13 protein-coding genes are annotated in these 15,628 nt (G+C 31.7%); 6 read left to right on the forward strand and 7 right to left on the reverse strand.

The window, feature by feature from the left end:
* Positions 1-20: 20 nt before the first annotated feature.
* Positions 21-551, reverse strand: coding sequence for a hypothetical protein (locus NNL09_RS23790; RefSeq protein ID WP_196911495.1), 531 nt, complete (start codon positions 549-551; stop codon positions 21-23).
* A 284-nt stretch (positions 552-835) separates the two neighbouring features.
* Between NNL09_RS23790 and NNL09_RS23795 the strand changes: the two genes are divergently transcribed.
* The 3 genes from NNL09_RS23795 to NNL09_RS23805 all read left to right on the forward strand — a co-directional run bounded on the left by NNL09_RS23795 (position 836) and on the right by NNL09_RS23805 (position 3,588).
* The gene (locus tag NNL09_RS23795) at positions 836-1,528 is read left to right on the forward strand and encodes a hypothetical protein (protein WP_196911494.1); all 693 of its coding nucleotides are present in this window, start codon (positions 836-838) and stop codon (positions 1,526-1,528) included.
* Between the two features lie 641 nt (positions 1,529-2,169).
* Positions 2,170-2,946, forward strand: coding sequence for a sensor histidine kinase (locus NNL09_RS23800; protein WP_196911493.1), 777 nt, complete (start codon positions 2,170-2,172; stop codon positions 2,944-2,946).
* Entirely contained in the window at positions 2,947-3,588 is a 642-nt protein-coding gene (locus NNL09_RS23805; protein ID WP_196911492.1) for a response regulator transcription factor, read from the forward strand.
* A gap of 83 nt (positions 3,589-3,671) precedes the next feature.
* On the opposite strand, the gene NNL09_RS23810 is transcribed toward NNL09_RS23805, so the two are convergent.
* Both NNL09_RS23810 and NNL09_RS23815 read right to left on the reverse strand, forming a co-directional pair.
* Complete coding sequence (locus tag NNL09_RS23810) at positions 3,672-5,210, reverse strand: YifB family Mg chelatase-like AAA ATPase (protein ID WP_196911491.1); 1,539 nt, start codon at positions 5,208-5,210, stop codon at positions 3,672-3,674.
* A 231-nt stretch (positions 5,211-5,441) separates the two neighbouring features.
* Positions 5,442-6,776 carry an aspartate kinase gene (locus NNL09_RS23815; protein ID WP_196911490.1) on the reverse strand — a complete coding sequence of 445 codons (1,335 nt, stop codon included), beginning with the start codon at positions 6,774-6,776 and terminating at the stop codon, positions 5,442-5,444.
* Between the two features lie 113 nt (positions 6,777-6,889).
* Between NNL09_RS23815 and NNL09_RS23820 the strand changes: the two genes are divergently transcribed.
* On the forward strand, positions 6,890-7,543 hold the full coding sequence (locus NNL09_RS23820) for a hypothetical protein (RefSeq protein ID WP_025664119.1): 654 nt from the start codon (positions 6,890-6,892) through the stop codon (positions 7,541-7,543).
* 52 nt (positions 7,544-7,595) lie between these two features.
* On the opposite strand, the gene NNL09_RS23825 is transcribed toward NNL09_RS23820, so the two are convergent.
* The 4 genes from NNL09_RS23825 to NNL09_RS23840 form a co-directional block, all read right to left on the reverse strand.
* The gene (locus NNL09_RS23825; protein ID WP_081748218.1) at positions 7,596-9,665 is read right to left on the reverse strand and encodes a M13 family metallopeptidase; all 2,070 of its coding nucleotides are present in this window, start codon (positions 9,663-9,665) and stop codon (positions 7,596-7,598) included.
* Between the two features lie 164 nt (positions 9,666-9,829).
* Positions 9,830-10,285, reverse strand: coding sequence for an RES family NAD+ phosphorylase (locus tag NNL09_RS23830; protein ID WP_025664117.1), 456 nt, complete (start codon positions 10,283-10,285; stop codon positions 9,830-9,832).
* Positions 10,285-10,737: an antitoxin Xre-like helix-turn-helix domain-containing protein gene (locus tag NNL09_RS23835; RefSeq protein WP_025664116.1), complete on the reverse strand. Its 453-nt coding sequence runs from the start codon at positions 10,735-10,737 to the stop codon at positions 10,285-10,287. The genes NNL09_RS23830 and NNL09_RS23835 overlap by 1 nt, the downstream gene beginning before the upstream one ends.
* 46 nt (positions 10,738-10,783) lie before the next feature.
* Positions 10,784-13,090, reverse strand: coding sequence for a hypothetical protein (locus tag NNL09_RS23840; RefSeq protein WP_196911489.1), 2,307 nt, complete (start codon positions 13,088-13,090; stop codon positions 10,784-10,786).
* Positions 13,091-13,449: 359 nt separating this feature from the next.
* Here NNL09_RS23840 and NNL09_RS23845 point away from each other — a divergent pair, with 359 nt between their 5' ends.
* Together NNL09_RS23845 and NNL09_RS23850 are read left to right on the forward strand one after the other, a co-directional pair.
* A complete protein-coding gene (locus NNL09_RS23845; protein WP_152538268.1) occupies positions 13,450-13,983 on the forward strand; it encodes a hypothetical protein in 534 nt (177 codons plus the stop codon).
* Positions 13,984-14,406: 423 nt separating this feature from the next.
* Positions 14,407-15,603, forward strand: a complete 1,197-nt coding sequence (locus NNL09_RS23850; protein ID WP_370540765.1) for an ATP-binding protein — start codon at positions 14,407-14,409, stop codon at positions 15,601-15,603.
* The last annotated feature ends 25 nt before the right edge of the window (positions 15,604-15,628 follow it).

Below are 15,628 nucleotides of genomic sequence, written 5' to 3' on the forward strand. Positions count from 1 at the left end.
ATCCTGGTCGTAAGTTTTATTTATTTGTTTTCTGAATTTTTTAAAGCTTTCAATTTCATTGAAATTTCTTTTTGAGCAACCCCAAGGTTTTCACATAATTCACTTAAAACTTCTTCTACAATGTTTTCTTTTTTTATTACATCAATAAAATTATAAGAATCATTCTTTCCTGGAGATTTACTAACAAGATCATGTATCTTATCATTTACTAAATCTTTGACTAGCGGACCTAGTGGCCAAGGCCAAGGGTTTATATCATCAGGAACAGGATAACCTACAGTATTATTAAACCACTTTGAACAATTTATGCAAGGTTCTGGCCATGGGGGACCTGACAAGCCTTCAATTCCGGATCTTACATGAAAATAATTTCTCCAACCAATGGGTCGTGGCCATGTTATTGGGTAAGGCTCATCTGGATCTGGAGTATATCCTACCAGATTCCTGAGCTTTGACAGTTCTTGATTTTGTAAAAAATCCTTTAAATAAGTTCTTGCTATTGTGGTAAGTTGGTACGTACCTGGATCAAAAAAAGACTTTGGCAAATTCATTTTCTTATGTATTAAGTTAAACAATTGATAATTTTCTGACTCTATGCTAAACCACTAGAGATCATAGAAATAAATATTTGCTAATAATTTGTATTCCAAATTTCGTGAAGCCTTCTTTTTAAATCGATGACTCATTAACCCAAAACTAGGCAGTGTGTTAGCGTAATTTAATTGGGTCATTTAACCCTGTGGATTTAAGTTAGATCACCTTATCAGAAACCACCAGTTAATTGTTTCTTTGTGAGGCATTTAAAAATAATTTCAGTAACTCAAAACAAAGTATTATGAAAAAAAGAATCGTAACTTTATTAGTATTTATAGGAATAGTAGCTTTTATAATTTTTAGTGGTTGTAAAAAACAAAAAGTAGATCCAGCTTTTGACAAAACTATTTGTCTTAATTATACTAGTGATCCAATCAGTAAAATACCTGTTGGATTGGTTCATGATATGGTAAATGGCTACAAAACTAGACAATTAGCTAAAATCAACGAAGGATTGAAAATAGATGATGCTAGAGCTATTTGGTTTGATTTAGAAACATTAAAAAAATTTATATATCAGATTGAATCCGTGACAATAGAAAATAATTCTTCGAAATCTAAAGAAGATTTAGGAATTCGAATCTATTATGCAAGTTATCCATCTAAAGATACCTGGGAGAATACACCTAAATACCATGGTTATTTAAATGGTTATATGAATCATCCAGAAACAATGCAATATGAAATAAAACATACTTTAGTAATGATACCAACAATAAAAATTGATAATACAGATGTAGATTTTAATCCATTAGACACAATAACCTACGACCATGGATTTCAAGACACCATTAAATATGGTTCCACATCAGAGTTCCCTACTTTTGGTTTAAACTTAATGCCTAGATTAAAACCAAATGGTGGGGATAGTATATTAGGTCGAAATCATGGAGGTTTGTTTCCTCCAAAAAAAGAAGAAGGTTTTGGTTTTTAATTAAAAAAAATGTTGAATTATTATCCAATCATGCACAAAATATTATTGGTATTGCAACTTTTCGCTGCCATAGTAGGTTTTATATATATATTTAGGTTGAGAAACTCGTATTGGAAATGGCTTTCGATATATTTAATTTTTATTTTTATTCAGGAATCTTTTTGGACCCTTAATACTTATTCATTAGATAGTATAAATATAAAATATTATGCTTTTATCGGGATTCCTATTCAATACCTTTTTCTTTTTTGGTTATATGCTTACAAATCTCTAAATAACAGAAAATTATTTTATTTTTTTTCCTTTATTTATTTATCGACCTATTTACCGATAGAACTTTATTTCGGAAAAATTAATTTAGTTTATTCTATAAATCTAACCGCAGGCACAATACTACTTACATTTCTTGTTGTTTTAGAATTTATTAAGCAAATCAAGAACGATAATATTCTTGAGTTCACTAAAAATAAAATGTTTTATATTAATGTTGGGGTCATATTATTTTATATTGGAACATATCCATACTTTGCCTTTTATGATGTACTTTCAAAAGAACCATATATAGAAATATGGAATGCATATTATCTGTATTTTTTAGTGTCTAATTATGTCATATATTTATTATTTACAGCTTCTTTTATATGGGGGAAACATCATTTAAAATAATGTTAATCATTTTTAATGTAATTTTTATTGCCTTTATCGGGGCGATAGTCGTTTTCATTCGTGAATATCATAGAAAAAAGAAAGCATATATAGAACAAATCAAAACCATTGATATACTACATAAAAAGGAGCTTTTAAAGACACAAATGGAAATACAGGTTCAAACAATGAAATCTATAGGTAGAGAAATACATGATAATGTAGGGCAAAAACTTACTTTGTCTAGTTTGTATTTACAACAATTAACTTTTGAAAACAAAGCCCCTCAAATTAATAATAGCATTGCCAATATTAATACTATTATTAGTGAGTCGCTCGATGAATTGAGACATCTTTCAAAATCTCTGATGGATGATACTATAGATAATAATTCAATTTCTGATTTGATAGAAAATGAATGTAGAAAGGCAAACAATTTAAAAAAATACAGGGTTCGTTTTAAGAATAACCTGGAACATACACCTAAATTATATGAAGTTAAAAGTATTTTATTAAGAATAACACAGGAGTTTATCCAAAATAGTATAAAACATGCCGGTTGTAAAAATATAGATATCTCGCTATATGAAAATGAAGGTAAATTACATTTAAAATTACAAGACGATGGTAAGGGATTTGATGTAGAAAACTTAAAAACAAACGGTATTGGAATAAAAAACATGAAGAAGAGAACGGAAATGATTGATGGAATTTTTAATTTAGAAAGTAATACAAAAAATGGCACAAAATTAACTTTAATAATTCCTATTTAGATGAAACATACTATTGTCATAGTTGATGATCATATTCTAATAGCTAATGCCTTAAGCGATTTTATTTCAAATTTCGATCAATTTGAAGTTTTGTATGCTTGCGAAAATGGGAAAGATTTTCAAGACAAAATTAAAACAAAGCCTATTCCTGATATTGTTTTATTAGATATTAGTATGCCAATTATGGATGGTTTCGAAACATCAAAATGGTTAAAGGAAACGTATCCAAAAGTTCTAGTAATGGTTTTAAGTATGCAAAATGATGAACAAAGTTTGATTAAAATGATAAAGAATGGAGCAAAGGGATATTTACTAAAGAATACTAATCCTGGTGAATTAAAAAAAGCATTAAATCAATTAGTTGATAAAGGATATTTTTTTCCAGACTGGGCTACCAGTAAAATACTTACCTCTATCAGTGACAATACAATAAGTGCTAATATAAAAACCAAATTATCCGAGAGAGAAATAGAGTTTCTCAAATATACACCTACAGAAATGACCTATAGAGAAATTTCAGAAAAGATGTTTTGTAGCCCCAGAACCATAGAAAATTACAGAGATAGTTTATTTGAAAAATTAGAACTCAAAACGAGAGTAGGGCTTGCTGTTTATGCCTTAAGAAATGGTTATTATAAATAATTTATTCCAATCAAATTATAGAATGATCAGGCTAAATTCTAAAAATCACTTTCAATTTCGTGATTTCATGGTGCTAAAAAACTTTACCCTAGCCATCCATCACGATCCAAGCTTCTATATTGTATGGCTTCAGAAATATGATCTCCCAAAATTGATTCTGATTTTTCGAGGTCTGCAATAGTTCGGGATACTTTTAGAATACGATCGTATGCTCTGGCAGAAAGGTTTAATCGTTCCATTGCAGTTTTTAGTAGTTCTTTAGAAGCACTGTCTAAGGCACAGTATGCTCTGATTTGCTTTACTCCCATCTGTGCGTTGTAATGAATATTTTGCAATTCTGCGAATCTTTGGGTTTGTATATTTCGCGCTTCAATTACTCGTTTTCTTATTTCAACACTAGACTCTCCTCGTCTTTCTTCGCTAAGTTTATTAAAAGGTACTGGTGTAACTTCTATATGAATATCTATTCTATCTAATAACGGACCCGAAATTTTACTAAGGTAGCGTTGCATCTCTGCTGGAGAAGAGGTTACAGGTGCATTCGGATCATTAAAATACCCTCCCGGACTAGGGTTCATACTTGCAACCAACATAAAACTTGAAGGATAGGTTACCGTAAATTTTGCTCTCGAAATGGTTACTTCTCTATCTTCGAGAGGTTGGCGCATTACTTCTAGTACTTCTCTTTTAAATTCTGGTAATTCATCTAAAAACAATACTCCATTATGAGATAGTGAGATTTCTCCGGGTTGAGGATAACTTCCACCACCTACTAGTGCTACATTTGATATGGTATGATGCGGACTACGAAACGGTCGTTGTGCCATCAATCCTATATTATCTTTAATACGCCCTACTACACTATGTATCTTGGTTGTTTCTAGGGCTTCTTGTAATGACATAGGTGGTAAAATGCTAGGTAACCTTTTACTTAGCATCGTTTTACCACTTCCCGGCGGGCCTACCAATATAATATTATGTCCTCCCGCAGCAGCGATCTCCATACATCGTTTTATACTTTCCTGCCCTTTTACATCTGCAAAGTCAAACTCAGGATTATCCAGTGCCATATAAAATTCTTCTCTGGTATCTACAATAGTTTGTTCAAGCTCTCCTTTCTCATCAAAATAGTCAATTACTTCTCTGATATTTTCTACTCCGTATACTTCTAAATGATCGACAATCGCTGCTTCTTTAGCATTTTGTTTTGGAAGTATAAATCCTTTAAACCCTTCTTCGCGCGCTTTGATAGCAATAGGTAGTGCTCCTTTAATAGGTTGTAAACTCCCATCCAGAGATAGTTCTCCCATAATCAAATATTCTGAAATTGCACCTCCCTTAATTTGCGAACTTGCTGCAAGAATTCCTAAAGCCAGGGTAAGATCATATGCAGACCCTTCTTTTCTTAAGTCTGCAGGAGCCATATTAATGGTTATTTTCTTTCCTGGTAATTTGTACCCATTGTTTTGTAAAGCAGCAGCTATACGATAACTACTTTCTCGTATCGCATTGTCTGGTAACCCTACAAGGTGATACCCTATTCCTTTATCGATATTCACCTCGACCGTAATGGATGTTGCCTCAACTCCAAAAACAGCACTCCCATAAACTTTTGTAAGCATGTGTTATGTTTTACATACATGCAAACATACGTACGATGAGTTTTAAAAAATGAAACTGGGATTTTGTATTCGAAATACTTTAGATACGTATTTTACAGTCTTCCTTGTTTAGATATTAAAAGATAAGAATTGAAAAGTAGGGCCCTCGCCTTATAAAGATATATTACGTATGATATAATATCCCAAGCTTATGCCCTACTTATTTTATGTATAAAATTACATAACAAACAATCATACAACTGCTTCTACGGTTGCTTGAAACAGCTTTTTATTTAAAAACTTTAATGTTGGTATTTTGTCTTTGGTATCTACCAAAATAGATATATTGTTATTGCTTCCTCCATAAGATACCATACGTACCGGTATGAAATTTAATATTTCAAAAAGCCTATATGAATTCTTATCATTGATAACAGATTCTCCTACAATACATATGATACTATGATCTTTCTCTACAGTTATTTCTGCGTAGGTTTCTATTTCTTTTACGATTTCATCCAGATTGCTTGTATTATCAATTGTTAACGATATCGCAATCTCTGAAGTGGTAATCATATCAATTGAAGTGTGGTAGTTATCAAAAACTTCAAAAATTCTTCTTAAATATCCATGAGCCATCAACATTCGATTCGACTTGATCTTAATCGCTGTAATTCCATCTTTTGCAGAAATTGCTTTCAACCCTTTTCGATATGTTTTATTAGAAATTACTGTTCCCGGTGCTTCTGGATCAAATGTATTTTTAAGAAGTACTGGTATATCTTTACCTACAACCGGAGAAACGGTTTGAGGGTGAAGTATTTTGGCACCAAAATATGCTAATTCTGCTGCTTCATTATACGTAAGATGGGAGATCGGGTGTGTTTCTTCAACATATCTTGGGTCATTATTATGCAACCCATCGATATCGGTCCATATCTGTACCTCTGAAGCATTTAATGCAGCTCCAATAATTGTAGCAGTATAATCACTACCTCCTCTTTTTAAATGACTAATTTGCTCTACCTCGTTTCTACATACAAACCCTTGAGTTATATATAAAGATGTGTGGGTATTACTTTCTATTACTTTATTCAATTTTTCACCAACCTTGCTAATGTTTGGATTTTCAACAGAACCCACATACATAAACTCTTTTGCATCTAGTAAAACATTAGATATACCCTCGGCATTTAAGAATTCAGAAAATATATATGTCAAAAGCGCTTCTCCAAAGGTAATAAGCTTAGAATTGACAACTTCTGAATACTCTTGACTAGAGATCTCAAACATTTCTGTGATCATTGCAGACAAACCGTCTTTAAGCACATTTCTTGTTTCCTGATTCTCGATTAATTCATCAATAACATCACTGTGTTTACTTTCTAATCGATGTAAATTTCTTGTAATGGCATCAACATCATTAAATTTCACATTTTCTACCAGTCGAATTAACTGATCTGTAACACCCGACATTGCAGAACAAACTACAATTTTATTTTCTTGATCAGAGATCAAAATTTCCTTTACCTTATTAAGGTTTTCAACAGATCCTACAGAAGTTCCTCCAAACTTTAAAATTTTCATCAATCTTGCTTTTTCATTTGTTTTTAACACTGCATAGTTAATTAATAACTCACAAATAATAAATATTTTAAAAGAAAAAGCATAAATTTGCACAGAATGTTAAATATGTAACAATGAAAACAATTACAGATTGTGTACACAATATTTTAAGGCATCAGCCTTTTCTAGAGGACGCACTATCAAGGGACATTATTAATTTCAGTTCGTTGGCTGTCGATCTATTACCTAAAGTAGAAAAAATCATGAAAAAGCCTGTTAAACCAGGTTCTATTGTGATGGCATTAAGGCGTTACCATCCAAAAAAAATAAAACACATCGATAATTTAAGGAATCTTGGTGATATTATGGTACGATCAGGGATAACCGAGTATACATTTTTAAACTCTAATAGTATTTTAACCAGCCAGAGTAATCTTTTGGAAAGTGTAAAAAACGAAACAAAAGCTTATTTTACATACTCTAGTAATTTTCAAGAAAGTAATATATTAGTGTCTTCGTCACTTAAATCTACTGTTGAGAAACATTTTAAAAATGAAGTATGCATCTCTGTTGCAGATGACTTATCTTCTATTTCTATAGCGCTACCCGAAGACAATTCTAAAGTAATTGGTTTGTATTTTTATATTTTTAAGCTATTGGCTTATGAAGGCATTCCTGTTTTTGAAGTTATTTCTACTTCAAACTACTTCACCTTATTTTTAGAAAAAGAATATGTTAATAAGGCATTTTTATTAATGAATGAAGTTAAAGAAGATCAATCTATATAAACAAAAAAACCCTGCTATAGAGCAGGGTTTTAATACATTACATATTATATTTTTACCAAATATGTACTCGTTTTTCTGGTGCCAAATACATTTTGTCACCTTCTTTTATATCAAAAGCTTCATAAAAGGCTTTAACATTTAATAAAGGTTGGATAGCACGTGTTGTACCAGGTGAATGCGGATCTGTCTTAATTTGAGTTCTTAAAGCATCTTCACGAATCTTTGTTCTCCATACGGTAGCCCAAGACATAAAGAAACGCTGTTCTGCAGTAAATCCATCAATATCTTCTGGTCTTCCATTTTCTGCAAAATACATCTGTAATCCATCATAAGCTCCTAACACACCTCCTAAATCTCCTATATTCTCTCCTAGTGTAAATTTACCATTTACAAATACACTATCTAACACTTCAATAGCACTATATTGTTCTGCTAAAGCATCTCCTCTTTCAGTAAAAGCTTTAAGATCATCTTCTGTCCACCAGTTTTTAAGATTTCCTTCTGCATCAAAACGAGCTCCAGAATCATCAAAAGCATGTGATATTTCATGACCAATAACGGCTCCGATACCTCCGTAATTAACTGCTTCGTCTGCTGTATAATTATAGAATGGTGGCTGAAGTATAGCTGCCGGGAATACAATTTCATTAAGTAAAGGATTGAAATATGCATTTACGGTTTGAGGAGACATTCCCCACTCTGCTTTATCTACCGGCTTTCCTATTTCATCGATTGACTTTTCGAATTGCCATTTTGATACTGCCATTGCATTATCAAAATTAGAATTCCCTTCTTTTACATCAAGTGTAGAATAATCTTCCCATTTATTTGGATATCCAATTTTAACAGTAAACTTATCTAATTTCTCTATAGCTTTAGCTTTTGTGCTATCACTCATCCATTCTAATACTTCGATTCTTTTTTGATAAGCTTTGATTACATTCGCAATCATTTTCTCTGCCTTAGCTTTTGCTTCAGGTGGAAATTTAGCATCAACATACAATTGCCCAATAGCTTCTCCTACAGAACCATTTACTGCACCTAATGCACGTTCATCAAGTGGTCTTTGTTTTTTTGCACCTCTAAGTGTTTTGCTATAAAAATCCCAGTTTGCTTTTTCTATTTCTGTAGAAAGAGATCCAGTTGCACTATTTAAAGTAGACCAACGCATTACGGTTTTAAGATCTTCAATATCTGTTCCTGTTAACACTCCTTGTAAAGCTTTCATATATTTTGGTTGCAACACCATAACCGTATCCAGTTGTTGTTTAACACCAAGATCTTTCAATAATTTATTCCAATCTACTGCTGGAGTCATTTCTGAAAGTTGAGCCATACTTCTTGGATTATTAAAGTTACGAGCATCACGACTTTGAACTTTATCTAATCTAGGTTCGGCTAATTTGGTTTCGATATCTAAAATCTTTTCTGCTGCTTTATGTGCCTGATCTTCGGTATCCCCAATAAACTGAAGCATTCTTGTAATATGATCCACATATTGTCCTCTAATTTCTTTAGACTTTTCATCCTGATCCAAATAGTAATCACGATCTGGTAATCCTAAACCACCAGTAGTTACATATGGAGCATTTATATCACTATTATTTAAATCTGGAAAAGAAGTAAACCCTAAAAACGGTGCAGAAGCAGCTGTTTCTGTTGCTAATACAGATTGTAAGTCCTGGATATTCTTTATCGCAGCTATTTTATCTAGTGTTGGCTGTAATGGAGTTATACCAGCTTTATTTCTTGCTATTGTATCCATTATAGATTCGAAGATAACCAGAGCCTTATGCTGATCAGTTCCTGCGGCATATTTACCACTGGATTTTGCTTCTTCCATAATCTTAAGCACATCATCATCTGTTTTCTTTCTTAAAACCCCAAAGCCTCCCCATCGTGTTCTGTCTTCAGGAATTTTAGTGTTTTTCATCCAACTTCCATTAACATAGCTATAGAAATCATCTTTAGGACTTATACTGGTGTCCATGTTTTCCAGAACTATGCCGGGAATCTTTTCTACTTCAGCTACTACTTCGCTATCGCTATCGCTTTTTTTTGTTTCGTTTTTACAACTCACAAAAGCAAAAATAAATGCAGCCAAAAAGTAAACATTTTTCATTTTTATACTCATTCTGTTATTAAATTAAGATTAGTTATTAGTAAGTATGACGTTTGAACCGAAAATTCGTTACGCACATTAAGCTGGTAATTTATACAAAATGAAATATGTTGATGAATTTTGGATAGAGTTTTAACGAAAAAATAAGATTTACCCAAAGGATTTTATTTTAATAACCGGGTATCAAAACAAAATGGTTCGACATCAAGAAGTTTTACTTTATCAAATTTAGGATGCATTGGATTGACTAGAAGGTTTTTTTCTTTCGGAATTATAATACTAGGGACTTTAAGCCCTAGATATTGTTCTTCTGCGATCCACGGCATCACAAAATTTTGAATCTCGATAGGTACAGGAATTTGATTCCAATTATCTGGTATCTTTTCTATGTCTATTGTGGTAATTAATGCATCGGGAACTTCTATCGTAGCAATCGACATATCATCTGGAAAATATGCAGCTGGCAAATGAGCCAGTACTTCGAGAGCAGAAAGTGCTGCTGTAGTACTAGTATACAAAACGGCGACTCCTTTAGGATTCCATCTTCCTCCTACTGTTTTTGCTCCAATTCCGGTAAGGTCTTTTATATATTTTTGTTTAGCTATTCGATATACTCGCATTAGGCAAAAATTCCATGTTCTATTCTAACTAATTCTTCATTAAGTAACTGAAAACCAAACGTAGTATCTAATAACTCTTTTGGTTTTTTCATGGCTAATGCCACACTTGGATGTCCCATCCAATCTTTAAAACGAGAAAGATCTCCAAAAATATTTTCTCCTTTTGCATAAAGCTTAGCCAACTGTAATACTCTAGCACTAGCTTCTGTTCCTAATTTTTTATTTAAATCATAACGCTGGATAGTGCGTTCAGACATATGAAGTATATGTGCCAGCTCTTTAAGATCAAAACCAATAGTCTTAGCAAGATGTAGCAATGCTTTTTTATCTATCCCATTTCTTGATAACTCGATAAAATCATACATATTACGTAAAGGGATGTCTATATTTAGGTATCGTAATAAACCTTTATTTTCAAAACTATCAAAATCTAATGGAGATACTGCGCTCATAGCTATATATTTTACGACAAAAATACGAAAAAAAATGACAACTGTCCTAGTTTACTGTTAAAATTGCGTCTAATTGTGGTTTTACCTCATTCAATCGTGCTTCCATAGACCTAACCGCAACAGTTGACAGGTATCGGCCTAGTGGTAAAACTGGTTTAATCATAAGAACTTCTTCTTCCTTATTTTCTGGTTCTGAGAAAGAAAGCGGTATCATGGTTGGCTGTAATTTTATGATATACTTACTCCCTAGTTTTTTGATAATTTCCTGAGTATGCCCATATCTAACATTCTGCAATGTTGTTAAAGGAGCTTTATATTGTGTTTGTGTTTTTATGATTTTACGCTCCTCACTATTAGCAATAATAATATGCTTGATATTGATCTTATCCTGTAACTCTGGAAAAGAATCCCGTAATACATTCCTAAAAACTTCTTCAACACCCTTGGATACAATACCACCTACATTATCATAATATCCTGCATCTGCATATTGATCAGAATATTGTTTATCTGAAGCAGAAGTTTTTTTTACTTCTCCTACCGGGGTTATATAAGGAAATCCAGCATTTATACGCATTGCAGTCGATAGTCTGATAGAGCTATCGGGATAACTTTTTTGTAAATTTTCTATAAAATCTCTCATCCCCGTAAGTGGCCTTAGATGTGCGTATTTAACCGGGCTTATTACATTATAGTTCCCTGTCTGTGTATGTGTAGTATTAATAAGTAGAAGTGGTGAGGTTCTCTTCTCTTCTTTATTGGTGCTATTGTTATAAAAAGATAAAAACTCTTTCTGTAGGATATCTTTATCTGGCTCTTTAGAAAAGTATTTCTTGTATGTATGACTCCATTGTTCTTCTAACAACTTCCCTCTATTTTTAAAACGAAACAAACTTGTCGTTTCTTTAAATAGGTCTCTACCTAAAAGTGAAAGTAATGAAACCGATAAATAGTTTTCTTTATACACTGCGCTTGCTTTATATTTTAAAGCCGGGTATCCATCAGTCGACTTAGTTTTAAAACTAGCCTTTTTGTTATTATACATTGCAAGTTGCGCTTCTGCAAAAAACATAGCATTACCTACACTTCCTCCCGATGCTCCTGTTAAGGACAATAAATTTTCCTCAAAATAACTTCCATTAGACTTCTCATATAAATAACTATGTACTAAAAAAGACCAAAGTCCAGCTCTGGATCCTCCTCCTTCTGATGAAACTAAAAGAGCAGGAAACTTCCCTTCTCTCTTTTCTATGATATCAATTCTATCTTTTATCCATTGATATAGATATTGCTCCATAGCGGGTCTCTTTACTTCAGAAGGTTTTATAGTAAGTTGGTAATGATCTGAACTTTCTGAAAAAAGTCTGGAAGAAAATAAACATAAAACAACAATTATAGAAAACAAAGGTAGTTTTAGCTTTTTACCCAAAAGAATTAACACAAAACTTATCATGAATAAACTTAATAATGATAATGTTAAAATTGATAAAGGGTTTATTCTACTAGCCCATTCGGGAACAAAATTAAGTGCAAGAAAAGAAAACAATAACATAAAACCCGAAAAGAGAACAATCCCATAAAAGAGTTTTTGGGGAAATTCTTTTAAAAATCGATAGCTGTTAAACGATAATATAAAGAAAAACAAAGCCAGTGCGCAATTAGACAGAAAAAGATTTCCTAAATCTTTTTCTGTCTGAGTATTTAAAGTACCCAGAGATATAATAAAAACGATCAACCCAACAGATAATAAAACGATAAAAGCATTGGTCTTGGGAATCTTATTAATAAATTCTTGCATATGACCATATATAGTAGGTTCTGATAATAGAAGAAGAAAAAAGATACAGTAGATAAGTGTATCTGTTGGCTCTAAAAAATTAGTATAGATATTATCAAGTTCAAAAAGCTCCATTGCATTAAGAATACTTAAAGCAGAAATAATTAATAGCAAAAGTGCTAATATTCTAGGCAGTACTTTTCTCATATGTACCCTAACCAAATAATGGTATCTCACCGATTTATTTCTCTCCTGAAATTTATAATGTTGATTAGGAACAAAACCAATTAGGTTAGAAAACGAAATATCTTTATAATTATAATAGTAGAAATACTTTGGTATATTCCAGATTAAAAATGCCGAAACCATAAGTAAGAAAAAATACAAAGGTACTTCAAACAAAAAGGCATCTGCTTGATTAAGAATTAACAATAAATCTATAGTTTGAGGAAAATGCCATAAAGCAAAATATAAAGCTAAAATAAGGAAGAGGCTAATTAGGTTATTAGATAACTCACTTAACAGTATTTTAAACCATATACTAAATTGTTGAAAAAACAACAACAGTTTTACCATTTCTGAAATAATTTAGATTTTAAGAATAAGAATATAAATCTAATGAATAAAACGAATACTCATATCTAAAAGTATTTTAATTTATTATTCATTAAAAATCAAACAAATATGGTGGTTGCTTTTAAAAATTGTTAAAAAAAACCAAAAAAATGATTTCATTAAACTACCCGTAATTAAAGGGGCATACGTGATTTCTATATCTTAATCACAAATAAAAATCAATATTAAACTCAAAAAATTTACGTTTTTCGCATAAAATATTGTATATTGTCGTTGATTTTGTGTTTTACAACGATAAAAAATCATTTAAAGTAAGTTATTACTTACAAAATTGAAGTTCAACCCCAAAACCAAACTTTATGAAAAAATTTCTACCCTTATTAGCCTTGTTATTAACAAGCATGACATTTGCAAATACTAAAATTGACATTTCTTATAAGTTAATGTCGGTAACAGAAAACACCGTAGTTGATGGTTTGGACGAAAATTCTGAAGAAGGTGTTATTTTCATTACAGAAAGCTTACATCTTGAAGCTGGAGTACGTATCAAAGTAAGAAACGCTTGTCTAATAATTCTAGGTGATTTAACAGGTAATGGAATCATTGATATTGATGATTCAGCTACCGTAACCTTAGAAGGAGAAGAGCAAGGAAGAATTACTTTTATCAATAAATTTTTGGCAGATGACACCTGTCAACAAACTACAGATCAAAAAACTTTTAAACATATAAAAGAAGTTCCTCAAGGACTTAAATATAGTCTATACAACATGTCTGGAAGATTATTAGACAAAGGAGAAGTAGATGATTATATTCAAAATTATATAGACCCAAAGACCTATTTAATTAAAATAGATGGATACAAATTAAAAAAGATAATTTTCAAAATGTGATTTAATCATTAAAAGTAAGGTTTAAAATCCACGGCAATCCCCTGTCGTGGATTTTTTTAAAAATACTCTAATCCCCCGCTATATAAACCTATAAAACATTGCTTAATATTTCAAAAAAAAACTATATTTAGCAATTATTCTCCCTAAGCTTCCCCTAATACAGCCAGTTTTTTAAATTATAAAGAACGTAAGCGCTCAACCAAAATAATTATTATGGCACGAATATCATGGTTCAAATCTGAAGCTGCTAGATATACTTTTTATGGGATATCTTTTGGGTTTGCATTTCCTGTTCTAGCCACAAGTATTGATATTGCCAGGTTTGATCTCGAATTCTCATGGCAATCTATCGCTTATGTACAAAGAAATTTTCCTATTCATTATATTATAGATACTGCCCCTCTATTTCTAGGTCTATTTGCTATGTTTGGAGGTAGAAATCTAGATAAATTAAAAGAAAAAAATCAACAAATCTTAAAAGCCTCAAAATTTAAACAAGAATTTCTTGCCAATATGAGTCATGAAATCAGAACTCCTATGGTTGGAGTTATAGGTATGATTGATTTGCTTTTTAATACTACAGAACTTAATGATCTTCAGAAAGAATATGTTACCACAATTCACCAATCTTCTCATAATTTATTAGAAATTTTAAATCAAATTTTGGATCTATCAAAAATGGAAGAAGGGAAATTTAATTTATCTCCTACTCCCATTAATTTTAAAAAGTTAATCCACCAAAATGTAGATCTCTTTTTGGCTACTGCAACAGCTAAAGAAATTAATTTAATTCCTAAATATTCTGAAGAATTACCCGAAAATATAATGGCAGATGGTAATCGTTTAACTCAGGTTATTTCTAACCTTATTGGTAATGCCATAAAATTTACTAATGGTGGAGAGATACATATACAAGTTTCTGCAGTAGCTCAAAAAAACGATTATTTAACCATCAAAGTAGAAGTGATCGACTCTGGTATTGGTATTGGCAAAAAAGATCAGGAAGCACTTTTTAGTCGTTTCAGTCAATTTAATGAAACATCAATTCTCTCAGGACAAGGAAGTGGACTAGGGCTTTCTATATGTAAAAAACTAGTGGATCTAATGCAAGGTAAACTTGGTGTAAAAAGTGAACTCGGAAAAGGCAGTAATTTTTGGTTTACTTTTAAAACAAATATCATCGATACATCAATACCTATAAAAGAAAGCAAGGTACCTACCCATGTAAAAAAACATAAATATGACCTACATGTGCTGTTAGTAGAAGATTCAGAAACCAATATACTGGTATCTAAACAAATTCTAAAATATCTTGGTTGTACAGCAGATATAGCAAAAAATGGAAGGCAGGCAGTCGACATGTTCAAAGAAGATACCTATGATCTTATTTTAATGGATATCAATCTACCCGAACTTGATGGTGTTCAAACTTGTAATCTAATTCGTAAAAATTACAAAAAAGTTCCCCCTATAATTGCATTAACTTCTAATGCGTTACCCGGTGATGCAGAGCGTTTTATTGCCAAAGGTCTGGATGATTACATTACTAAGCCCTTTACTACAGAAATTTTGAATATTAAACTCAAAAACTGGTTCGGAGATCATTACAGGTATCATTAATCGTATTTGAAGTAATCCGAAATTT

It is taken from the genome of Aquimarina sp. EL_43, from assembly GCF_943422735.1.
In the GTDB taxonomy this organism is placed as follows: Bacteria; Bacteroidota; Bacteroidia; order Flavobacteriales; family Flavobacteriaceae; genus Aquimarina; species Aquimarina megaterium.

Coding starts and splice junctions, on each gene's coding strand:
- NNL09_RS23790 (WP_196911495.1), bottom strand. CDS start 551: ATGAATTTGCCAAAGTCTTTTTTTGATCCAGGTACGTACCAACTTACC.
- NNL09_RS23795 (WP_196911494.1), top strand. CDS start 836: ATGAAAAAAAGAATCGTAACTTTATTAGTATTTATAGGAATAGTAGCT.
- NNL09_RS23800 (WP_196911493.1), top strand. CDS start 2,170: ATGGGGGAAACATCATTTAAAATAATGTTAATCATTTTTAATGTAATT.
- NNL09_RS23805 (WP_196911492.1), top strand. CDS start 2,947: ATGAAACATACTATTGTCATAGTTGATGATCATATTCTAATAGCTAAT.
- NNL09_RS23810 (WP_196911491.1), bottom strand. CDS start 5,210: ATGCTTACAAAAGTTTATGGGAGTGCTGTTTTTGGAGTTGAGGCAACA.
- NNL09_RS23815 (WP_196911490.1), bottom strand. CDS start 6,776: ATGAAAATTTTAAAGTTTGGAGGAACTTCTGTAGGATCTGTTGAAAAC.
- NNL09_RS23820 (WP_025664119.1), top strand. CDS start 6,890: ATGAAAACAATTACAGATTGTGTACACAATATTTTAAGGCATCAGCCT.
- NNL09_RS23825 (WP_081748218.1), bottom strand. CDS start 9,665: ATGAAAAATGTTTACTTTTTGGCTGCATTTATTTTTGCTTTTGTGAGT.
- NNL09_RS23830 (WP_025664117.1), bottom strand. CDS start 10,285: ATGCGAGTATATCGAATAGCTAAACAAAAATATATAAAAGACCTTACC.
- NNL09_RS23835 (WP_025664116.1), bottom strand. CDS start 10,737: ATGAGCGCAGTATCTCCATTAGATTTTGATAGTTTTGAAAATAAAGGT.
- NNL09_RS23840 (WP_196911489.1), bottom strand. CDS start 13,090: ATGGTAAAACTGTTGTTGTTTTTTCAACAATTTAGTATATGGTTTAAA.
- NNL09_RS23845 (WP_152538268.1), top strand. CDS start 13,450: ATGAAAAAATTTCTACCCTTATTAGCCTTGTTATTAACAAGCATGACA.
- NNL09_RS23850 (WP_370540765.1), top strand. CDS start 14,407: ATGTTTGGAGGTAGAAATCTAGATAAATTAAAAGAAAAAAATCAACAA.